Raw genomic sequence first — 20,710 nt, forward strand, 5'->3', positions numbered from 1 at the left:
GCGTGGTGACCGGCCAGGTCGACGGCCCGATCTTGTGGGGCCCGGGCAAGGCCAAGGCGGTCGAGGAGTTTGCCGCGAAGCGAAAGCTCGACCTGGGCGAGTCCTATGCGTACGGCAACGGGGGAGAGGACGTCCTCTACCTGCAGACCGTGGGCCGACCTCGTCCCCTCAATGCTGACAGCACCCTGACCCAGGCGGCGGCCGAGCGGGGCTGGCCGGTCCACCGGCTGCACCGCGAACGGCGCCTCACGCCGACCAACCTCGTTCGTTCGGCGGCCTCCTTCGCGGGTCTGTTCACCGGCGTCGCTGCAGGGCTGGGGATGGGGTTGGTCAATCGCGACCGACAGACGGCTCTCACGGTCGCGGCCGCGATCAGCTCAGAGCTCGCACTGGCCGGCGCCGGGGTGTCGTTGGAGGTCGAGGGCCAGGAGAACCTCTGGCACACGCGACCGGCCGTCTTCGTCTTCAATCATCAAAGTCAGCTCGACGTCGTGATTCTCGCGGCTCTGCTGCGGCGCGACTTCACCGGCGTGGCCAAGAAGGAATTGGCCAAGGACCCCACCTTCGCCGCGATGGGCTGGCTCGCCAACATCGCCTACGTCGATCGCACCGACAGCGTGGCCGCTCGAGAAGCCCTCGCGCCGGCTCTTGAGAGCCTGCGATCGGGCACGTCGCTGGTCATCGCCCCCGAAGGCACTCGCTCGCCCACGCCGCGGCTGCTGCCGTTCAAGAAGGGAGCCTTCCACCTGGCCATGCAGGCTGGTGTGCCGCTGGTTCCCGTGGTCATCCGCAACGCCGGCGAGATCATGCCGTCGAAGTCGATGATCCTCATGCCGGGCACCGTGCAGGTGCGGGTGCTAGCGCCAGTGCCCTCCGCGGACTGGACGACCGACAATCTGGACCAACAGGTCGTCCTGGTCGAGAAGCTCTACGCCGATGCGCTGGACGACTGGGAGACCATCACTGCATGAGCGCGGCGCGCGCCGCCTCGAGCCGTGCCACGGGGACACGAAAGGGCGAGCAGGACACGTAGTCGAGCCCGACCGCGTCGAAGAAGTGGATCGATGCTGGATCCCCACCGTGCTCACCGCAGACACCCAGGTGCAATCCGGGATTGACCTCGCGTCCAGCCGCGGCAGCCGTGCGCACCAGCGAGCCGACCCCCTCGATGTCGAGTGACTCAAACGGCGAGACGGGGAAGATGCCGTGATCGAGGTACGTCGGGAAGAAGGCTGCCTCGACGTCGTCGCGGGAAAACCCCCACGTCATCTGGGTCAGGTCGTTGGTGCCGAAGGAGAAGAAGTCGGCGGATTCGGCAATCTGACCTGCGGTGATCGCCGCCCTGGGCAGCTCGATCATCGTGCCGACGAGATGAGGGATCTGGACGCCGCGCTCCTCCTGCACCTCCCGCCCGACCTTCTCCAGCTCCGCCCGCACGATGGCGAACTCTTCCGTGGAGGCCACCAGCGGGACCATGATTTCGGGAAATGCTGACCCGCCACCGGCCACCCACTCGGCCGCCGCCTCGAGGATGGCTCGCGCCTGCATGGTGAACAATCCCGGGATGACTATGCCGAGCCGAACGCCTCGCAGTCCGAGCATCGGGTTCTGTTCATGCAGCCGGGTCAGAGCGGCCAGCAGGCGGTGATGGCGCGAGCTGGTGGCTCCACGCTCGTCCTCGAGCGCCACGGTGACCGAGAGCTCGGTGAAGTCGGGAAGAAATTCGTGCAGAGGCGGGTCGATGAGCCGGATCGTCACCGGCAGTCCATCCATGGCCTCGAAGATGCCCAGAAAATCCTCACGCTGCAGGGGCAGCAGCTGCTGCAGGGCGGCTGCTTGCTCATCGACGTCAGAAGCAACCACCAGCTCCTCCACCAATGCTCTGCGCTCGCCGAGGAACATGTGCTCAGTGCGGCACAGCCCGATCCCGGCTGCGCCGTACCGCCGGGCCCGAGCAGCATCGTCGGGTGTGTCGGCGTTGGCGCGCACGGCAAGGCGGCGGGTGTCATCGGCGTGCTCCACGACGCGCGACACGGCGTTCACCAGCACGTCGTCCCCGGGGTCTCCTTCGAAGAACCGCACGACCGAGGAGTCGACCACCGGAATCTTCCCCAAGAACACCTCGCCGGTGCCGCCGTCGATCGAGATCACGTCGCCCTCGTGGACCGTGGGCCCTCCACGGATGGTGAACTGCTTGGCTGCAATGTCCACGTCGAGCGACTCCGTGCCGCAGACGCAGCTACGACCCATGCCGCGCGCCACGACCGCCGCATGGGAGGTCTTGCCGCCGCGGCTGGTCAAGATGCCTCGCGCGACCACCATCCCCCGCAGGTCATCAGGCGTGGTCTCCTTGCGGACCAGGATGACGTCCTCGCCGCGCTCCGCCCACGCAACCGCCGTGTCGGAATCAAAGACGGCCTTTCCCACGGCGGCCCCGGGCGAAGCGCTCATGCCGCGTGCCACGACGGTGCGTTCTGCGCTGGGGTCGAATCCCGGGAACATGAGCTGGGCCAGCTGGTGGCCCGTCACCCGGCGCAGCGCCTCGTCCATGTCGATGAGGCCTTCGTCGACAAAGTCCATCGCGATGCGGAAGGCGGCTGCGGGCGTGCGCTTCCCGACCCGGGTCTGCAGCATCCACAAGCGGCCCCGCTCGATGGTGAACTCGATGTCGCACATGTCGAGGTAGTGCAGCTCCAGACGTTCCATGACCGCGAGCAGCTCAGCGTGCGAGGTCGGATCGAGACGTTCTAGATCAGTCAGCGCCACCGTGTTGCGAATGCCGGCAACGACGTCTTCGCCCTGAGCGTTGGCCAGATAGTCGCCGTAGACGCCTTGGCTGCCGGTCGCGGGGTCGCGTGTGAAGCAGACGCCAGAGCCGGACGTCGCACCGAGGTTCCCGAACACCATGGCTTGGATGTTCACGGCCGTTCCGAGATCCTCCGCGATCCGCTCCTGACGGCGGTACAGGACGGCGCGGGGCGTGTTCCACGAATCGAACACGGCTTGCACCGCGCGATCAAGCTGCTCGCGTGGATCTTGCGGGAAGGGTTTCCCGGTCTCGGATCGAATCACCTCCTGATAGCTCGTCACCAGATGGCGCAGGTCGTCGGACGTGAGGCCGAGATCATCCTTCACGTCACGAGAGCGCTTCAGCTCGTCCATCGCCTCGTCGAACATCCGCGCCTCCAGCCCCAGAACCGTGGATCCGTACATCTGCAGCAGGCGACGGTAGGAGTCAGTGGCCAGTCGCTCGTCTCCGCTCTGTCGGGCGAGCGCCTCGACCGACGCGTCGTTCAGACCGACGTTCAACACGGTGTCCATCATGCCCGGCATGGAGTTCTTCGCCCCCGATCGAACCGAGACCAGCAGCGGGTCGTCAGGGTCTCCGAGTCGCCGGCCCATGGCGTCCTCCAAGGAACGCAGGTGCTCGCTGATCTCGTCGGCCAGACCGGGAGGCGCAGAACCTTCCTCCAAGTACGCACGACAGGCGTCGGTGGAGATCGTGAAGCCGGGCGGCACGGGCAGCCCGATGTTGGTCATCTCGGCGAGGTTGGCGCCCTTCCCGCCCAGGAGATCGTTCTGCTCCTTGCTGCCTTCTGCGAAGTCGTACACCCAGGTGACCATGCCCCATCATGGCCGTCCGACTGGCGTGGGTGGAAGTAGGTGCGGGCCGCCGCATCATCCCAGCGACGGAATCACCTTCACCACCTGAGGTCGGCAGCCCTAGGATCTGCCTGATGAGATCAGCACACGATCGAGAGATCCTGCGCCTCGCGTGGCCGGCCTTCTTGGCCCTTGTCGCGGAGCCACTGTTCTTGCTCAGCGACGCCGCCATCGTCGGGCATCTCGGCACTCCCGAGCTGGCCGGCCTCGGCATCGCCGCCGTGATCTTGCAGACCATCGTGGGTCTGTGTGTGTTTCTCGCCTACGGAACCACGGCCAGTGTCGCCCGCCAGCTGGGTGCCGGAAACACGGCCCGAGCGCTGGCCCAAGGAATCGACGGCGTGTGGCTGGCCCTCGTCATCGGCGTGATTGCCACGGGTGCCGGGCTGCTGCTGCTAAATCCCGCCATCGCCGCTTTCGGCGCGTCGGATGCGGTCAACGGCTTCGCTGCGGACTACCTGCGGATCGCGCTGCTGGGCATCACGCCGCTGCTGGTCATGCTGGCCACCACAGGGATCTTGCGCGGACTGCAGGACACCAAGACGCCGCTGATCGTGGCGGTTGGAGGCAACGTGCTGAATCTGCTGCTCAACGTGGTGCTGGTCTTCGGCGTGGGGTCCTTTCAAGGCCTCGGCATCGCCGGTTCCGCCCTCGGTTCGGTCATCGCGCAGGTGGTCAGTGCCGGGGCACTGCTGTGGGTCGTGGTGCGCGCCGCCCGCGCCGAGGGTGCTGCGTTGACCCCTGATCTACCGGGAATCAGGGCGGCCGGTAGAGCGGGCCTGCCGCTGGTGATCCGCACCGTGACGCTTCGTGCAGCGATCCTGGTGACCACGTACGCCGTCGTCGCGGGCGCCGCGGGAACGGCCAACCAGACCGTCGACGTCGCCACGCACCAGCTGGCCATGACTCTGTGGGGATTCCTCGCCTTCGTGCTCGACGCCATAGCGATCGCGGCCCAGGCAATCACCGGGCGACATCTTGGTGCGGGCGACCTCGGCGCCGCCCGTGCCGTGACGCGGCGGATGATCCAGTGGGGTGCCGTGAGCGGCGTGGCGACGGGTCTGCTGCTGGCGGCGTCCAGTCCTGTGCTCGGCGTGCTCTTCACCAACGATGCGAATGTGCAGGACCGACTGGTGCCGGTGCTCTTGGTGGCCGCGATCGGCCAGCCGCTCGCCGGTGTGGTCTTCGTGCTCGACGGCGTGCTGATCGGTGCGGGGGACGGTCGCTACCTGGCTTGGGCCGGAATCGTCGTCCTGCTGGTCTACGCGCCGGCGGCTCTGCTGGCGTCGTCGATCGGAGGGCTCGTGCTGGTGTGGATCGCCTTCGCAGGCATCTTCATGGCCGCTCGGGGCGTGGTGCTGATGGTCAGGGCCCAGGGAGATCAATGGATGGTGACCGGAGTGTCGGCGAGCCCCCGACGATGACGAACGTTGCGCGGCGGCGCCGCTCACCGGGGCGTATCGTCAGGACGGTGACGTCGTCTGAGGTGCTGGTTGCTGTCGGTGGAGAGGTGGCGGGTGCGGTCCGCGACCAGATGATCTCCAGCCCCAAGACCATGCCGTTCGATGCCACGATCGGTCGGGTTCGCGAGGCATTCGGCAACGAGCACGTCCATCTGGTCCTGCTCACCGACGACACGAAGCTTCGGGGCACGCTGCTGCGCGAGGACCTGGCGGGAACGCCCGACCACGCCAGCGCCCTGGCGGTCGCGACGCTCGACGGGCGCACCATCGGACCCTCGGCCGCGGTGGAGCAGGCGCGTCAGGTTCTCGCAGCCACCGACGCGCGCCGTTTAGCCGTCGTCGACGATGAGGGTGTCTTGCTCGGTCTGCTCTGCCTGAAGCGCCGCCGGACCGGATTCTGCAGCGAGGCCGATCTCGACTCGCGGCGGGTCACGGGCGGCCGTAGGCCTCGAGCCAGCGAAGCCACACCTCGCTGACCGTCGGGTAGGACGGAACGGCGTGCCAGAGGCGGCTGATCGGCACCTCGCCGACGATCGCCACCGTGGCGGAATGCAGGAGTTCGGCCACGTCAGGTCCGACGAAGGTCGCGCCGACCAGCACCTCGCGGTCAGCGTCGACTATCGCTCGAGCGTGACCCACGTAGTGGTCGGAGACGGTGGCGGCGCCGGCGACGCCACCGAGATCCTGATCGAGCACCTTCACCCGTATCCCGGCGGCCAGTGCGGCCTTCTCGGTCAGCCCCACGGAGGCGACTTCGGGGTCGGTGAAGGTCACCTGCGGAACGATCTGCTGGTCGGCCGTGGCCACGTGAGCGCCGAAGCGCGATGTGTCGACCTCGGTGCCTCGAGCGCGGGCTGCGATGGCGTCTCCGGCGGCCCGCGCCTGGTACTTGCCTTGATGCGTCAACAGCGCGCGACCGTTGACGTCACCGACTGCGTAGAGCCAGTCGACACCCTGGGCCTGCAACGTGTCGTCAACCCGAATCCATGAGCCCGGCTCGAGCCCGACCCGGTCGAGACCGACGTCCTCGGTGCGCGGCGTGCGACCAACGGCGACCAGCACCTGCTCAGCCACGACCTTGCCACCGCCTGCCAGCTCCACCACGGCGTTCTTGGCGGTGCGATGAGCCGACACGACGTCGGTCTTGATCTTGACCGTCACCCCCATGGCCTCCAACGACTGCTGCACGAGGTCGCTGGCGAAGGGCTCCATCTGCTCCAGCAGCGGGCCGCGGCTGATGACGGTGACCTTGGCACCGAAGCCGGCGTACGCCGTGGCCATCTCGCAACCGACCACGCCCCCGCCGATGATCGCAAGACTGGCCGGGATCTCCTGAGCGCTGGTGACCTCCCGGCTGGTCCACGGCTCGACCTCCTCGAGGGGGCCGGGCACCAGGGCGGATGACCCAGTGCTGATCACCACGGCGTGTCGGGCTCGCAGCACCGTCTCGACACCGTCGGCGCCCGTCACGGTGACCTCGCGGGGCGCGGTGAGGCGACCATGACCACGCACGAGATCGATGTCGGCGCTGCCCAGCCACTCGACCTGGCCGGAGTCGTTCCAGTTGCTGGCGAACGCGTCGCGCCGCCTGAGAGTGCCGGTGACGTCGACGCTGCCCGTGACCGCCTGCTTCGCCCCGTCGACGTGGTGCGCCGCGCGAACGGCGGCGCCGCTCCGCAGCAGCGCTTTGCTCGGCATGCAGGCCCAGTACGAGCACTCTCCGCCCACCAGCTCGCTCTCGACGATGACCGTTTCCAGACCGCCCTTGACGGTGCGGTCGGCGACGTTCTCGCCCACGGCGCCGGCTCCGATCACGATGACGTCGACCTCACGGATGTCCATGGGGCCCAACCTATGACCAAATCGTCTGACAGGCTGATGGCATGACGCTGTCAGCCGTCGCAGTGTTCTGCGGGTCCCGTCCTGGGACCGATCCGGCGTTCGCCGATCTGGCCCGCGCCACCGGCCACACGCTGGCCGAGCGGGACATCACCGTTGTGTACGGCGGGGGCCACGTCGGCTTGATGGGTGTCCTGGCAGATTCGGCGATGGAGGCGGGCGGCCGAGTCATCGGTGTCATCCCGCGCCAGCTGCACGAGCTGGAGGTGAGCCACGGCGGAGTCACCGAGCTGCACGTGGTTGAGTCGATGCATGAGCGCAAGGCCATGATGGCCGAGCTGGCCGATGCGTTCATCGCGCTGCCCGGGGGCGCGGGCACGATCGAGGAGATCACTGAGCAGTGGACCTGGGCGCAGCTGTTGATCCATGCCAAGCCGTCGGCCTTCCTCGACGTCCGAGGACAGGGCTTCTGGGCGCCGATGGCTGCCATGATCGACCAGATGGTCGGCCACGGGTTCGTCTCGGCGGGGGAGCCTAGTGTCCCGGTGTTCGCCGACGACCTGGTCCGGCTGCTCGATGAGCTGGAGCGGCGACCGCAGAGCGCCGACTCCTTCGATCCCGATGATCTGGTGTGAACGTCATCCACGTGGTCGCCGCATTGATCACCGACCCGGACGGACGGATGCTCACGGTCCGCAAGCAGGGCACGGAGATGTTCATGAATCCGGGCGGCAAGCCGGAGGTGGGGGAGTCCGCGGTGCAGGCGTTGCGCCGCGAGCTGGTCGAGGAGATCGGCCTCGACGTGACGGTCCGGGATCTCGAAAGGATCGGCACCTTCACCGCGCCAGCGGCCAACGAGCCCGGACATGTGGTCACCGCGGAGGTCTTCCGACTTCGACTGCCCGACCCGACTCATTGCGTGGGTGCCGAGATCGCCGAGTCGTGCTGGATCGATCCGCGCGACCCGGGCGACATCGCATTGGCCCCCCTGGCCGTCGACCACCTGATGCGTCTCCTGTGACCCGGTCGGACCTGATCCCGCTCAGACGCCGCGCCGCTTGACGGGGCAGACTGGACCGATGGACGACGTCGCAGGAACCGGCATCTCGTTGACGCAGATCATCGTCGCCTTCGGCATCTTGGTGGCGGGCGTCGGGCTGGCACTGCTGGTGCGTCTCCTGGTGGTGCGTGCCTTCCGTGGCTCTGACTCCTCACCGGGCGCCGCCGGCCTGATCGCGCGCCTGATCCAGCTGGTGATCATCGCGGCTGCGCTGATCTACATGCTCAACACCCTGGGCGTGCGGATCACGCCACTGCTCGGGGCCCTCGGCATCGGTGGCATCGCCCTAGCCCTGGCTGTGCAGTCAGTGCTCGCCAACGCGGTGGCCTCGGTCCTCCTGCAGGTGCGTCGACCTTTCAAGGTCGGTGACCAGATCGTGACGAACGACATCGAGGGCAAGGTCATCGACGTCGACCTGCGCACCGTCCGACTGCTGACCTTCGATGGCAACGACGTCCTCGTCCCCGCTGCCATGGTGCTGGACGCGCCCATCACCAACTGGACCAAGCGGGCCACCCGCCGCACCGAGGTCGTTGTCGGGGTCGACTACTCCACCGATCTGGATCTGGCCCGTCGCACCATGTTGACGGCGATGGACGATGTGACCGGGGTGCAGGCCCAGCCCGCTCCGGAGGCCTGGATCTTCGAGTTCGGCGACAGCACGATCAACATCGCCGCGCGATTCTGGCACGGGGCGCCTGTGGCGACGATGTGGCAGGTGCGCAGCGAGGTGGCCGTCGCCATCAAGGCCGCCCTGGACGCCGAGAACATCGAGATCGCCTTCCCGCAACGAGTTCTGCACCTGGTGGAGCCTGACCAGTCGTAGCCCGCGGTCAGTGGTCGTCGACCTGCCGCAGAAACTTGTCCATGCGCCGGCGGTCGCGCTTGGTGGGCCGGCCGGCTCCAGGCTCGCGCTGCGCCACGACGGCGGGGCGCTCCTCCTTGGGCACCGGCGGAGGAGAATGGTCCTCGAAGCAGCCAGCCGCAACGGGTGCACCGACTCGCTTGGCGATCAGCCGCGTGATCACGTAGATCTTGGGGCCGCCGGGCGTCAGCGCCTCCACCTTGTCGCCGATCTTCACGGGATGGGACGCCTTGACCTTGGTGCCGTTCACGGCGACGTGCCCCGCCTTGCACGCTGACGACGCCATGGAACGCGTCTTGTAGACGCGGACGGCCCAGGTCCACGCGTCCGCACGCACCGAGTCGGCCATGGCCACATTCTAGGCAGCGGGCCTCCCATAGGCTGGACCCGTGAGCGAACCCGAGACCATCGAGATCCGTGGCGACATGATCCGCCTGGGACAGTTCCTCAAGTTTGCTGGCATCGCCGAGAGCGGCGCGCACGCGGGATCCATGATCACCGACGGTGACGTGCTGGTTGACGGCGTCATCGAGACCCGGCGCGGCCGACAGCTGGGCCACGGGGCGTTGGTCGAGGTCCGTCTGCCGGGCACCGTCATGTCGGCCCGCGTCGGCTAGCGGCGTCGCAACGCTCGCTGGAGCACGAAGTCGTGCTCGAGTCGGTCGCCGACCTGAAATCGCTTGGTGCCGACCTGATCGAAGCCCTGCCGGGCGTAGAAACGTTGGGCACGGGCGTTCTCCTGGTTGACGCCAAGCCACAGGCTGGCTGCGCCGCGTGCCTCGGCAGCCGCCAAGGTGGCGACCATCAGCTGGTCCGCGAGTCCCTGACCGTGAGCGTCGGGTGCCACGTAGAACTTGCTCAGCATGATCGTGGGCTTGATGGTGAGGGCCGCGACCACGTCCGGGTCGTCTGGTTCGCCGGCGACGAGCAGCACGTACCCGTCGATGCTGCCCTGGTTCGATGCGCTGTCGTGCACCAAAACGTCGCAGGCCGGATCCGCGAGGTGCTCGGCGAAGCGGGCTGCTGAGAGGTTCTCCTCGATGAACTGGGCCAGCGACTCCGTGGTGGCGTCGTCAGGCGCAGCCAAGGGGAACGTGCGGGCGGCGAGGTCAGCGAGAGGCTCGAGGTCGGCGGTGGTGGCCGGACGGGCGCTCAGTTGACGGCCTCGGCCAGCGCATCGACGGCGTGGTCGATCTCGTCGCGCGTGATGACCAGCGGGGGAGCCATGCGCAGGGTGCGCTGGTGCGTCTCCTTGCACAGAATGCCCTGGTCGCGCAGCGACATCGAGACCTCGCGTCCGGTGCGAGCGGCGGGGTCGATGTCGACGCCGGCCCAGAGTCCGCGGCCTCGTACCTCGGCGATGCCCTTGCCGACGAGTCCGTTGAGCCGCTCGTGCAGGTATCCGCCGAGCTCGGTGGAGCGCTGCTGGAACTCACCGGTCGAGAGCAGCCCGACAACGGCGCGGCCCACGGCGCAGGCCATCGGGTAGCCGCCGAAGGTCGACCCGTGCTGGCCCGGCTTGAGCACGCCCAGGACGTCGGCGCGTCCCACGACGGCCGACACCGGGATGATGCCACCGCCGAGCGCCTTGCCCAGCGTGTAGAGATCGGCGCGCACCTCGTCGTGGTCGAGCGCGAAGACGGTCCCGGTGCGGGCGAGGCCCGACTGGATCTCGTCGCTGATCATCAGCACATTCTGTTCGTCGCACAGTGCGCGGACCCCGGCGAAGAATCCGGCGGGCGGCACGATGACGCCAGCCTCGCCCTGGATGGGCTCCATCAAGATGGCGGCCGTGTTGGGGCCGACGGCGGCGCGCACCGCGTCGAGATCGCCGAAGGGGACCGTGATGAATCCGGGTGTGAAAGGACCGTAGTTGTCGTGGGCGGCGGCGTCGTCGGAGAACGACACGATCGTGGTGGTGCGCCCGTGAAAGTTGTTGCTGGCCACGATGATCTCGGCGGCGTCGAATCCCACGCCCTTGACTTCGTACGCCCACTTGCGCGCCACCTTGATGGCCGACTCCACGGCTTCGGCTCCGGTGTTCATGGTCAGCACCATCTCGGTGCCGGTGAGCTCGGCCAGCTCCTCGCAGAACAGGCCGAACTGGTCGTTGTGGAAGGCGCGGGACGTCAGGGTCAGCCGGTCGAGCTGCTCGCGGGCTGCCGCCACCAACGCCGGGTGGCGGTGGCCGAAGTTGAGCGCGGAGTAGCCCGACAGGAAGTCCAGGTACTGGTTGCCGTCGACGTCAGTGACCGACGCTCCTTCGGCTTCGCTGATCACCACAGGCAGGGGGTGGTAGTTGTGCGCGCCCCACTTCTCGTCGCGGGTGATGAAGGAGGTGGTCCGGCCCTGTTCGGTCATGGCCCCACCGTAACTGGGGCACCTGATCGCGCCTACGATGACATCGTGATCGAGAGCGGCTCCAGCAGCGCCGTCGCGGCCTTCCGGCCGGGCCGCGGGGCGGTCCGTCACGTCCGGGCCATGGCTGCTTCGCTGGCCTGTGTCGTGACAGCGTTCGGCGCCCACGCCGCGTCGGGCGGCCAGATCGGCCCGATGACGGTCATGGCCGCGTTCCTCGCCTCGGGGGCTCTCGCGTGGCTGATCGCCGGCGTCCGGCTCACGAGACTGCAGTTGCTCGGCCTTCTGGTGCTGTGCCAGGTCGGCGTGCACGCGGCGGCCATGGCCTCCCACGTCGGCGAGCCGGCCGCGATGGGCGTGTCGATGCTGGTGACGCACGCTGCAGCCACGGTCCTGAGCCTGGCGGCCCTGTCCCGAGGCGAGGCGTTCGTCTGGGCCGTGGCCGAGCGACTGGCCCTGCGTCCCTTGCTTCTTCTGCTGCACTGCTTCGCGACGCCGCCGACTGGCGCCGCGATCGTGTCGATTCCTGCCACGCGACCGCGCGAGGTGCCCAGCCTCCGCCTCGCGCACGTCAGGGGACCGCCGACGGACTTCGCCTCCGTCGTCATGTCCTCTTGACCCACACAGCAAGGAATCTTCATGCATCGCACCATGGGGCGGCTGACTGCTGCCCTCACCACCGCGACCCTCGTCGCGATCGCTTCGCCCGCTTGGGGGCATGTCCACGTGGACAGCGATGACGCGACGCAAGGCGGCTTTGGCTTGGCCACGTTCCGTGTCCCGAACGAGTCGGATACCGCCGCCACCACGAGGGTGACAGTGGCGTTGCCCAAGGACACGCCGTTCGCTCATCTGACCGCGGAGTCGAAGCCGGGGTGGGAGGTCTCGACCACCACCAAGAAGCTCGACGAACCGATCAAGAACGGCGACTTCGAGATCAGCGAGCCGGTCAGGACGATCACCTGGACCGCCACCGGTTCCGGGATCGCACCGGGGGAGCACGCCACGTTCGGCGTCTCGGGCGGACCGTTCCCCGAGGTCGACGAGATCGTGCTGCCCACCACGCAGACCTACGACGATGGCGAGGTCGTCGCGTGGGACCAGGAGCAGACCGGCGACGCGGAACCCGAACGTCCGGCTCCGGTTCTTGGTCTGGCCGAGGCAGACGGGCACCACGGGGAAGCCGCGAACGACGCCCAAGAGGCTTCGGCGTCGACCGACTCCTCCACGAGTGGCGACATGGCGCTGATCGTGGCCATCGCGGCTGCGGTGCTCGCTGCCGCAGCGCTGCTGGTGTCGGTGCGTCAGAATCGATCGCGTGCGTAGTCTTCTCGTCGCCGCAGTCCTCGGCCTGCTGACACTCGTTCTCGAGGTCGGACCGGCCAGCGCCCATGCGGGCCTGTCCAGCAGCGATCCCGAGGACGGGGCGCGCCTGCAGGCCGTTCCGTCGACCATCACGTTCAGGTTCACCGAGAACATCGGCACGGCCTTCCTCGCCGTGACAGCCCCCGACGGCTCGACGCTGCAGACGTCTGAGCCCCGTGCAGTCGACCGTTCGGTCACGGCTGACGTCGCTGACCCGGGTCAGCGCGGCACCTACAGCGCTTCGTACCGCGTGGTCTCGGCGGACGGTCATCCGGTGTCGGGGACCATCACGTTCACGGTGCTGACGGGGGAGGAGGTCGAGCAGGTCGCGGCCGGGTCGACCGTCCAGTCCGACGGGTTCCTCGACCGCCACCTGGGACACGTGCTCTGGGGTGCGGCTGCCGCCGTGGTGGCAGTCGTGCTGATCGTCCTGCCGCTGAGGAGGCGCGATGACTCGCACGACGCGTGAGGCGCTGACCGCCTTCGCCGTGGCCGTGCTGGCGGTGATCGGCTTCCTGCAGATTGGCGGCGGCGCGCCGCAGACCGCACCCGCCGGCATTCCGGACGCGGGTCTGCTCGCAGGGTGGGCGCTGCCGGTCGTCAAGGTGGTCACCGACGCCTCGGCTGTCCTGACCATCGGCATGCTGGTGCTGGCGGTCTTCCTGCTGGTCTCGAAGGGACTCGAGGTCGAGGGTCTGTCCGTGCAGGCAGTGCGACTGGCCTCTCGGTGGGCGTGGGTGTGGGCGATCGCGAGCATCGCGCTGTACGTGTTGACGGTGTCGGACGTCTTCGCTGCGCCGCTGACTGAGCTGACGCCGAATCTGCTGGGATCGCTGTTTCTCGACGCGGCGACCGGCAAAGCCATCGTGCTGCAGGCCGTTGGCGCCAGCCTCGTGGCCGTGGCAGCGCGCTGGACCCTCTCGGTGCGCGGGCTGGCGTTCGTGCTCGGTGTCGCCCTGGCCACGACCACCCCGATCACCCTGACCGGCCACGCCGCGTCAGCGGGCTCGCACACGCTCGCCACGACGAGCCTGATGCTGCACGTCGTCGGTGTCACCCTGTGGGTCGGCGGTCTGGCAGCGCTGGGCTGGGTGGCCCTGCGCGGCAGCAAGCGGCTCGGCGGAGGCATCGAGCGGTTCTCCCAGCTCGCGCTGTGGGCGTACGTGTTGGTCGGGGTGTCAGGTGTCGTCAACGCCACGGTGCGGATCACCAGCCTGGCTGATCTGTTCGGGTCGTCGTACGGCGCCCTGATCCTGGTCAAGACGTTGGCTCTCGTGCTGTTGGGTGTCTTCGGCTGGGCGCAGCGCCGGCGCATCGTCGCCGCGGAGGGTGGCTTTCTGCGCCTCGCCACCACGGAGCTGTTCGTGATGGCTGGCACGATCGGGCTGGGCGTCGCGTTGTCCCGCACGCCGACGCCGCTGGGCGAGGAGGTGCTGACCACCCCCGCCGAGGAGCTGCTCGGCGGACCGATGCCCGCCCCGCCGTCGTTCAGCGAGCTCGTCCTGGGGGTGAGCGCCAATGGGACCGGGATGGTGATCGTCGCGATCGGTTCGGCGCTGTACCTCCAGGGCGTCTGGGTCATGCGCCGCCGCGGTGATGCCTGGCCGCTCGGCCGCACGGTCTCGTGGCTGACGGGCATGGCGGTCATCGCCTGGGCGACCTTCGGAGGGCTGGGGGAGTACTCACACGCACTGTTCAGCGCACACATGGGCGCACACATGCTGCTGTCCATGGTGGCGCCGATCCTGCTGGTGCTCGGAGCGCCGGTGACCTTGGCGTTGCGGACGCTGCCCGGCCCGCGTCAACCGGGCGAGACATCGTCTCCGCGCGCCCTGCTGCTGGCTTTCCTGCACTCGCGGTTCTCCCGCTTCATGACGCATCCGTTGGTCGGCCCGGTGTTGTTCACCGGCAGCCTCTACGGCTTGTACTTCTCACCGGCGTTCGAGACGCTCATGAGCAACCACTCCGGCCACGCGCTGATGGACATCCACTTCCTCACCGTCGGCGTCCTGTACTACTACGTGCTGATCGGGGTCGATCCCGCGCCGCGCACGCTGCAACCGCTGGTGCGCTTCGGGCTGCTGCTGGTGACCATCCCGTTTCACGCCTTCTTTGCGATCGCCGTGATGTCATCGGAGCAGCTCATCGCGGGCCACTACTTCCGCGCGCTCGATCGCCCGTTTGCCACCGATCTGCTGGCCGACCAATACCTGGGCGGAGGAATCGCGTGGGCCATGGGCGAGGTGCCACTGGTGCTGGTCCTGGCCGCGATCTTCGTGCAGTGGATCCGCACTGACTCGCGTGAGGCCCGCCGATATGATCGCAACGCTGCGCGCGACGACGACGCCGCGCTCGAGGCATACAACGCGCATCTGGCCGATCTGGCCGAGCACGGCAAGAGGCGCGAGCCGTAGCAGCTCGCGCCTCTTGGTCCTGCTGATTGCGTCAGATCAGAAGATGATCTGGCCGCCGCTGGTGGCGGCGGTGAAGCGCTCCTGGGCGTCGGCCCAGTTGGCGATGTTCCAGAACGCCTTGACGTAGTCGCCCTTGACGTTGAGGTAGTCCAGATAGAACGCGTGCTCCCACATGTCGAGCTGCGAGATGGGGATCAGCGTCGCCGGAATGTTGCTCTGCTGGTCGTACAGCTGCACGATCACGAGCTTCTGCCCCAGCGTGTCCCACGCCGTGATGGCCCAGCCGGATCCCTGGATGCCGAGCGCAGTCGCTTCGAACTGGGCACGGTAGGCGTCGAAGGAGCCGAAGTTGTCGTCGATCGCGGCCTGCAGCTCACCGGTGGGCTTGTCGCCGCCCTCGGGGGAGAGGTTCTTCCAGAAGATTGAGTGGTTGATGTGTCCGCCGAGATTGAACGCCAGGTTCTTCTCCAGCAGGTTGATCGTGTCGTACGAACCGGCCTCGCGGGCTTCGTCGAGCTTCTCCAGCGCGGTGTTCAGTCCGTTGACGTAGTTTTGATGGTGCTTGGTGTGATGCAGCTCCATGATCTTGCCGGAGATGTGCGGATCGAGCGCACCGTAGTCATATGACAGCTCGGGCAGGGTGTAATCGGCCACGCGTCCTCCTCGGGACAGGGGCACCGCGTGCCCCGGCAGTTCTGTTGACAAGGCCCATCCTGCCAGCCTTGTGCCTGGTCGCAAGGATCAAGGCAGCAATGTCCTAGTCTGGTCACGACCTGATCTCGGCGCGTGTGGAGGTGAACCGTGGTGTCTGACCGGATCCTCACGGTTCCCAACGCCCTGAGCTTCGTCCGGCTGCTTCTGGTGCCGGTGTTCCTGTGGTTGGTCCTCGGGCCGGAGTGGGACGAGCTGGCGCTGGTGGTGCTGATGGTGTCGGGTGTCACCGACTACCTCGACGGCAAGCTGGCTCGCTCGATGAATCAAACCTCCAAGATCGGCGCGATTCTCGACCCCGTGGCCGATCGATTCTTCATCCTGGCGGTCGTCATCGGTCTCACGGCGCGTGACATCATCCCGCTGTGGTTTGCGGTCATCCTGCCGCTGCGTGACGTCTTCTTGTTCGCCCTCATTCCGTTTCTCCGCACTCGCGGCTACAGCTCGTTGCCGGTGCATTTCCTGGGCAAGGCCGCCACGGCGAGCCTGCTGTATGCCTTCCCGCTGCTCCTCCTCGGCGGTGCGGCTGGCGAGCCGCCGACGACAGTGTCCGATCTGGCCCGCGTCTTCGGCTGGGCCTTCACCGTCTGGGGGGTGAGCCTGTACTGGTGGGGCGGCGTGCTCTACGCGATCCAGGTGCGACGGCTGATGACCACCACTGAACGGGTTCGCACATGAACGACGTGGACCCGGATTCATCCCAGGAGCGCCCCGATGGACTGCTCGATCGCATCGCCCAGACTGCCTTGGACGATGACTACTACGTCGTTCGCGCCGGGCAGCCCGAACCGTCACGTTTCTTCAACACCACGCTCACCGGCTCTGTCCTGGGCGTCTTTGCGCTCATGATCACCATCACCGCGATGCAGACGGCTTCCAACCGCCCGGCGACTCAGCGCGAACAGCAGGCGTTGGCCCAAGACGTCTCGGTGCGGCGGGCCATCAGCGCCGAGCGCCGGGACAAGGTCAGCAGCCTGCGGGTCGAGGTGCGCGAGCTGTCGGCTGCCTCCGGCCAGGAGAATCCCGACGCTCAGGCACTGCGCGCCACCACCGCGGCGACCGCGGTCCGGGGACCTGGAGTCCGGGTTCGCATCGTTCCGGCGGCCAACGATGGTGGTCGTGGCGACGTGTCGGACAGCGATCTGCAGGTGCTGGTCAACGCCCTGTGGTACGTGGGCGCCGAGGCGATCTCGGTGAACGGCCAACGAATCGGCACGCTCACCTCCATCCGAACGGCTGGATCGGCCATCACGGTCAACTACGTCTCGGTTGATCCGCCCTACACGGTGCGGGCCATTGGCGACGCCGACAACCTGTACGACCGGCTGACTGACAGCCGGCTCGGTCGCGACTGGAGGGCGCGCGCCGCTGACACCGAGCTGTCTTTTGAGATCAGCTCCGTCGACTCGCAGCGGCTGGCGGCCATCAGCGAGAAACGCCGCAAGATCGTGCACGCCGAGACGGCACGGGACGCCGCATGATCCCGGTGCTGGGCGTGATCGTCGGTGTCACGATCGGGCTGTTGCTGCAGCCGACCGTGCCGGTCGCCCTGCAGCCCTATCTGCCCATCGCCGTCATCGCGGCCCTGGACGCCGTGGTCGGAGCCCTGCGGGCGTTGGGGGAGCGGCGGTTCAACGACCGCGTCTTCGTCGTGTCGTTCATCTCCAACGTCCTGATCGCCGGGTTCATGGTGTTCCTCGGTGATCAGCTGGGCGTCGGATCGCAGTTGTCCACCGGTGTCGTCGTGGTGCTTGGCATCCGCATCTTCGCCAACGCCGCCGCCATCCGGCGCAGAATCTTCCATGCGTAGCCGTCGTCGCTTGACCCAGGTGCTGGTCGCCATCTTGATCGGCGGTCTGGCGCTGGCGATCACCTGGCAGGTCCGTGACGAACCTGCCGATGACTACCAGAACGCGCGGAGCGAGGACCTGGTCGAGCTGCTCAAGTCGCTCGACGCGGCCAACCAGCGGCTGGATCGCCAGATCACCGACCTCACCAACACCCGCGACGATCTGCTTGATTCGTCCAAGCGATCGCGGGCGGCTCAGGACCAGGCACGCGCTCAGGCCGACGCGCTGGCGATCTTGGCCGGCACAGCGCCTGCCATGGGCCCGGGCGTGGTGGTGACCATCTCGGACCCTGAGGGTGGCGTCGATGCCGGAGCGCTGCTCGACGCGATCGAGGAGCTGCGCAACGCGGGTGCCGAGGCCATCGCGATCAACGGCACCGTTCGCGTGGTGGGTCAGACCTACTTCATCGACACCGACGAGTCCATCCGCATCGGTGGGCGTGACGTCAAGCCGCCGTATGTCGTCGAGGCGATCGGTGACACCGACACCATGGCGACCGCGACCCAGATACCCGGCGGGCTCGTCGACACCATCGAGCGACGCGGCGGAGAGGTCTCGGTGACCCGCGAGAAGGTCGTCGGCATCACCGCACTCGCCGACGTCCGGGCGCCGGAGTACGCTCGTCCCGATTCCTGAGCCCAGACTGACGAACGAGGAGACGCCCCGTGATTCCTGAGGACCTGTACTACAGCGAGGAGCACGAGTGGGTGCGAGTCGAGGAGGACATCGCGATCGTCGGCATCACTGACTACGCCCAGGAAGCGCTCGGCGACATCGTGTACGTGCAGCTGCCGGCTGCGGGTGAGTCCGTCGAGGCCGGCACGGTCATCGGTGAGCTCGAATCGACCAAGTCGGTGAGTGACGTCTTCTCACCGATCTCAGGTGAGGTCGTGGCCCGTAACGAGAGCCTCGATGGAGCCCCCGAGGTCATCAACACCGATCCGTACGGCGAGGGCTGGCTGATCAAGATTCGTCCCGCCGACGAAGACGCCACCGCATCGCTCATGTCAGCCGAGGCGTACACCAGCCTCACGACGTCCTGAGCCAGATTTCACCGAGCCGACGATGCTAGCCTTTGACTCGAGGCGAATGCCCGGGTCGAGCCCACGTGTGATGAGCAGGAGATGAGAGCCCATGTCGGACAGCTGGTCGGCCGAAGGGGTCGAGCACACGTCGCACATCCCGGCGTTGGATACAGACACCGAGGAGATGACCTCGTCGGACGTGTCGGCCGTGGAGAATCTTCCGGCTGGCAGCGCCATGCTGCTGGTGCAGCGGGGACCTGACGCCGGTGCCCGTTTTCTGCTCGACAGCGCGTCGGTGACGGTCGGTCGACACCCATCGAGCGACATCTTCCTCGACGACATCAGCGTGTCTCGTCGCCATGCGACCTTCAATCGCGGCGAGACCGGATACGCAGTCACCGACCTGGGCAGCCTGAACGGCACCTACGTCAACCGCGACCGCATCGACGCCGAGGTCGTCCTCTCCGGGGGCGACGAGGTGCAGATCGGCAAGTACCGTCTGATCTTCTTCGCCGGCGCAACCAAGGCTGACTCATGACCCAGCCGGTGCCCGAGCTCTCGCGGCTTGGCATCGGCAAGGTGCTCGATGAGCTGCAGCCGGAGTTTCCCGATCTGTCGATCACCAAGATTCGCTATCTGGAGCGCGAGGGTCTGCTGGATCCGGACCGGACGGCGTCGGGCTACCGCAAGTTCTCCTACGCCGATGTCGAACGTCTGCGCTTCATCCTGCGCCAGCAGAGGGATCGCTTCTGGCCGTTGAATCACATCCGTCAGGTTCTGGACGACATGGACAACGGCCGTGTGCCCGACACCGAGGTGCCAGGAGTTCGTGTCCCGGAACTGGTGCTGGCCGAGGACCACCTCCCGACGCCGCAGACCTTCGGCGGTCAGCGCAGTCAGGTACGCCTGGCTCGCGACGAGCTGGTCGCCGCCGCGGACATCTCGCCTGAAACCCTCGTCGAGATCGAGGAGTTCGGACTGATCAGGCGCCGCAGCGCTGCGTCGTTCTATGACGGCGATGACCTGCACGTCGCGTCGCTCGTTGGCCGATTCGCCGAGCTGGGGCTCGAGCCGCGTCACCTGCGGATGTTCGTCGCCGCTGCGGACCGCGAAGCAGCGCTGTTCGACCAGGTTGTCACGCCGCGAGCCCGCTCGCTCGATCGCGACGCCAGCGATCGGGCCATCGCCTCGCTCGCCTCGTTGTCGGTGGCATTGCACACCGTGCTGGTCCGGCGTCACCTGCGAGGCTGAGGTGCGCGAGGTCGAGGTGGTCGGGGTACGCGTCGAGCGGCCCACCAACCAGCCGCTGGTCCTGTTGCGGGAGACCGAGGGGAATCGCTACCTGCCCATCTGGATCGGCGCCGTCGAAGCATCGGCGATCGCGTACGCACAACAGGGGTCGTCCACGCCGCGACCACTGACCCATGAACTGATGCAGTCCATCGTCGAGGCGCTGGGTGACGGGCTGGAGGAGGTGCGCATCACCGAGGTCAACGACGGTGTCTTCCACGCCATGCTGCACTTCGAGTCCGGTGCCGAGGTCGACGCTCGTCCGTCGGACTCGATCGCGCTGGCGCTGCGTGCTGGTGCTCGGATCGTGTGTACCGAAGACGTCCTCGACGCTGCCGGCATCGAGGCGAGCCGCGACGAGGACGAGGAAATCGAGAAGTTTCGCGAATTCCTCGATCACGTGCTCCCGGATGAATTTCGCGGCGGGTCTGGAGAGCCGCCCGACCCCGAGCCTGAAGTCTGACTCAAAGGTTGAGACTTTACGACACGCCGGACACGCGCGATGTCGTTGACCGGGAGAACTCTCACCTTTACCTTGAGAGAACTGCCAATGCACACGGATGTAGTTTCGTCGCGGTAGTCTTCGCCTCAACGACAGTTCTGGAAGGCCAGTCATGAACGAGTTGCCCGATTCCTCCGTCGACACGACGGACGCAGTCGCCCAAGCCGGCGACCAAGGTCTGCTGTTCAACGACGACGTGTCGCCGCTGTCCGAGAACGCTGGTTACCGCGGTCCCACCGCCTGCGCCGCGGCCGGCATCACCTACCGCCAGCTCGACTACTGGGCACGTACCCAGCTGGTCGAGC

General features: G+C 67.4%; 25 protein-coding genes and 1 pseudogene. 20 read left to right on the forward strand and 6 right to left on the reverse strand.

Features of this window, described 5'->3' with window-relative positions:
• Positions 1 to 971, forward strand: a 971-nt coding sequence (locus tag WB508_RS00650; RefSeq protein WP_423842938.1) for a 1-acylglycerol-3-phosphate O-acyltransferase, incomplete at its 5' end; no start/stop codon positions are given.
• On the opposite strand, the gene ppdK is transcribed toward WB508_RS00650, so the two are convergent.
• Positions 961 to 3,624, reverse strand: coding sequence for a pyruvate, phosphate dikinase (gene ppdK / locus WB508_RS00655; protein ID WP_423842939.1), 2,664 nt, complete (start codon positions 3,622 to 3,624; stop codon positions 961 to 963). The two genes, WB508_RS00650 and ppdK, sit on opposite strands and share 11 nt — an antisense overlap.
• Before the next feature lie 113 nt (positions 3,625 to 3,737).
• Here ppdK and WB508_RS00660 point away from each other — a divergent pair, with 113 nt between their 5' ends.
• Together WB508_RS00660 and WB508_RS00665 are read left to right on the forward strand one after the other, a co-directional pair.
• Positions 3,738 to 5,087, forward strand: coding sequence for an MATE family efflux transporter (locus WB508_RS00660; protein ID WP_423842940.1), 1,350 nt, complete (start codon positions 3,738 to 3,740; stop codon positions 5,085 to 5,087).
• A 47-nt stretch (positions 5,088 to 5,134) separates the two neighbouring features.
• Positions 5,135 to 5,602 (forward strand): CBS domain-containing protein, encoded by a 468-nt coding sequence (locus WB508_RS00665; RefSeq protein ID WP_423842941.1) that lies wholly within the window; start codon positions 5,135 to 5,137, stop codon positions 5,600 to 5,602.
• Here WB508_RS00665 and WB508_RS00670 read toward each other — a convergent pair.
• Entirely contained in the window at positions 5,556 to 6,968 is a 1,413-nt protein-coding gene (locus WB508_RS00670; protein ID WP_423842942.1) for a dihydrolipoyl dehydrogenase family protein, read from the reverse strand. The genes WB508_RS00665 and WB508_RS00670 overlap by 47 nt on opposite strands.
• 41 nt (positions 6,969 to 7,009) lie before the next feature.
• Here WB508_RS00670 and WB508_RS00675 point away from each other — a divergent pair, with 41 nt between their 5' ends.
• From WB508_RS00675 to WB508_RS00685, 3 genes are read left to right on the forward strand one after another with little or no spacing between them, the layout of a single operon-like run.
• Positions 7,010 to 7,600, forward strand: coding sequence for a TIGR00730 family Rossman fold protein (locus tag WB508_RS00675; protein WP_423842943.1), 591 nt, complete (start codon positions 7,010 to 7,012; stop codon positions 7,598 to 7,600).
• Positions 7,597 to 7,986, forward strand: a complete 390-nt coding sequence (locus WB508_RS00680) for an NUDIX hydrolase (protein WP_423842944.1) — start codon at positions 7,597 to 7,599, stop codon at positions 7,984 to 7,986. Before WB508_RS00675 ends, WB508_RS00680 begins: the two co-directional genes overlap by 4 nt.
• Positions 7,987 to 8,044: 58 nt before the next feature.
• A complete protein-coding gene (locus WB508_RS00685; RefSeq protein WP_423842945.1) occupies positions 8,045 to 8,851 on the forward strand; it encodes a mechanosensitive ion channel family protein in 807 nt (268 codons plus the stop codon).
• Positions 8,852 to 8,858: 7 nt separating this feature from the next.
• Here WB508_RS00685 and WB508_RS00690 read toward each other — a convergent pair whose 3' ends face one another.
• Positions 8,859 to 9,239, reverse strand: a complete 381-nt coding sequence (locus WB508_RS00690; RefSeq protein ID WP_423842946.1) for an RNA-binding S4 domain-containing protein — start codon at positions 9,237 to 9,239, stop codon at positions 8,859 to 8,861.
• A gap of 40 nt (positions 9,240 to 9,279) precedes the next feature.
• Here WB508_RS00690 and WB508_RS00695 point away from each other — a divergent pair, with 40 nt between their 5' ends.
• Positions 9,280 to 9,507, forward strand: a complete 228-nt coding sequence (locus tag WB508_RS00695) for an RNA-binding S4 domain-containing protein (RefSeq protein ID WP_423842947.1) — start codon at positions 9,280 to 9,282, stop codon at positions 9,505 to 9,507.
• Here the strand turns inward: WB508_RS00695 and WB508_RS00700 are convergent.
• Positions 9,504 to 10,148, reverse strand: coding sequence for an N-acetyltransferase family protein (locus tag WB508_RS00700; protein ID WP_423842948.1), 645 nt, complete (start codon positions 10,146 to 10,148; stop codon positions 9,504 to 9,506). The genes WB508_RS00695 and WB508_RS00700 overlap by 4 nt on opposite strands.
• The gene (gene rocD, locus WB508_RS00705) at positions 10,043 to 11,251 is read right to left on the reverse strand and encodes an ornithine--oxo-acid transaminase (RefSeq protein ID WP_423842949.1); all 1,209 of its coding nucleotides are present in this window, start codon (positions 11,249 to 11,251) and stop codon (positions 10,043 to 10,045) included. Before rocD ends, WB508_RS00700 begins: the two co-directional genes overlap by 106 nt.
• A 45-nt stretch (positions 11,252 to 11,296) precedes the next feature.
• On the opposite strand from rocD, the gene WB508_RS00710 reads away from it, so the two are divergent.
• Genes WB508_RS00710 through WB508_RS00725 form a run of 4 tightly spaced genes read left to right on the forward strand, consistent with a single transcriptional unit; the run spans position 11,297 to position 15,027 of the window.
• Positions 11,297 to 11,866, forward strand: coding sequence for a hypothetical protein (locus WB508_RS00710; RefSeq protein ID WP_423842950.1), 570 nt, complete (start codon positions 11,297 to 11,299; stop codon positions 11,864 to 11,866).
• A 21-nt stretch (positions 11,867 to 11,887) separates the two neighbouring features.
• Positions 11,888 to 12,574 carry a YcnI family protein gene (locus tag WB508_RS00715; protein WP_423842951.1) on the forward strand — a complete coding sequence of 229 codons (687 nt, stop codon included), beginning with the start codon at positions 11,888 to 11,890 and terminating at the stop codon, positions 12,572 to 12,574.
• Positions 12,567 to 13,082 (forward strand): copper resistance CopC family protein, encoded by a 516-nt coding sequence (locus tag WB508_RS00720; RefSeq protein ID WP_423842952.1) that lies wholly within the window; start codon positions 12,567 to 12,569, stop codon positions 13,080 to 13,082. The genes WB508_RS00715 and WB508_RS00720 overlap by 8 nt, the downstream gene beginning before the upstream one ends.
• On the forward strand, positions 13,063 to 15,027 hold the full coding sequence (locus WB508_RS00725; RefSeq protein WP_423842953.1) for a cytochrome c oxidase assembly protein: 1,965 nt from the start codon (positions 13,063 to 13,065) through the stop codon (positions 15,025 to 15,027). Before WB508_RS00720 ends, WB508_RS00725 begins: the two co-directional genes overlap by 20 nt.
• A 36-nt stretch (positions 15,028 to 15,063) precedes the next feature.
• On the opposite strand, the gene WB508_RS00730 is transcribed toward WB508_RS00725, so the two are convergent.
• A complete protein-coding gene (locus WB508_RS00730; protein WP_423842954.1) occupies positions 15,064 to 15,681 on the reverse strand; it encodes a superoxide dismutase in 618 nt (205 codons plus the stop codon).
• Between the two features lie 150 nt (positions 15,682 to 15,831).
• Between WB508_RS00730 and WB508_RS00735 the strand changes: the two genes are divergently transcribed.
• The 9 genes and pseudogenes from WB508_RS00735 to WB508_RS00775 form a co-directional block, all read left to right on the forward strand.
• Complete coding sequence (locus WB508_RS00735; RefSeq protein WP_423842955.1) at positions 15,832 to 16,416, forward strand: CDP-alcohol phosphatidyltransferase family protein; 585 nt, start codon at positions 15,832 to 15,834, stop codon at positions 16,414 to 16,416.
• Positions 16,413 to 17,219 (forward strand): DUF881 domain-containing protein, encoded by an 807-nt coding sequence (locus WB508_RS00740; RefSeq protein WP_423842956.1) that lies wholly within the window; start codon positions 16,413 to 16,415, stop codon positions 17,217 to 17,219. The genes WB508_RS00735 and WB508_RS00740 overlap by 4 nt, the downstream gene beginning before the upstream one ends.
• Positions 17,216 to 17,548 carry a small basic family protein gene (locus tag WB508_RS00745; protein WP_423842957.1) on the forward strand — a complete coding sequence of 111 codons (333 nt, stop codon included), beginning with the start codon at positions 17,216 to 17,218 and terminating at the stop codon, positions 17,546 to 17,548. The genes WB508_RS00740 and WB508_RS00745 overlap by 4 nt, the downstream gene beginning before the upstream one ends.
• Positions 17,541 to 18,224, forward strand: coding sequence for a DUF881 domain-containing protein (locus WB508_RS00750; RefSeq protein WP_423842958.1), 684 nt, complete (start codon positions 17,541 to 17,543; stop codon positions 18,222 to 18,224). The genes WB508_RS00745 and WB508_RS00750 overlap by 8 nt, the downstream gene beginning before the upstream one ends.
• 29 nt (positions 18,225 to 18,253) lie before the next feature.
• The gene (gene gcvH / locus WB508_RS00755) at positions 18,254 to 18,631 is read left to right on the forward strand and encodes a glycine cleavage system protein GcvH (protein WP_423842959.1); all 378 of its coding nucleotides are present in this window, start codon (positions 18,254 to 18,256) and stop codon (positions 18,629 to 18,631) included.
• Between the two features lie 91 nt (positions 18,632 to 18,722).
• Positions 18,723 to 19,151: an FHA domain-containing protein gene (locus tag WB508_RS00760; RefSeq protein WP_423842960.1), complete on the forward strand. Its 429-nt coding sequence runs from the start codon at positions 18,723 to 18,725 to the stop codon at positions 19,149 to 19,151.
• Entirely contained in the window at positions 19,148 to 19,864 is a 717-nt protein-coding gene (locus tag WB508_RS00765; RefSeq protein ID WP_423842961.1) for a MerR family transcriptional regulator, read from the forward strand. The genes WB508_RS00760 and WB508_RS00765 overlap by 4 nt, the downstream gene beginning before the upstream one ends.
• Position 19,865: 1 nt before the next feature.
• Complete coding sequence (locus tag WB508_RS00770; protein ID WP_423842962.1) at positions 19,866 to 20,366, forward strand: bifunctional nuclease family protein; 501 nt, start codon at positions 19,866 to 19,868, stop codon at positions 20,364 to 20,366.
• A gap of 151 nt (positions 20,367 to 20,517) precedes the next feature.
• Positions 20,518 to 20,710: pseudogene (locus WB508_RS00775) on the forward strand (MerR family transcriptional regulator); the annotation flags it as partial.

This window comes from Aeromicrobium sp. (assembly GCF_049586495.1).
GTDB lineage: Bacteria > Actinomycetota > Actinomycetes > Propionibacteriales > Nocardioidaceae > Aeromicrobium.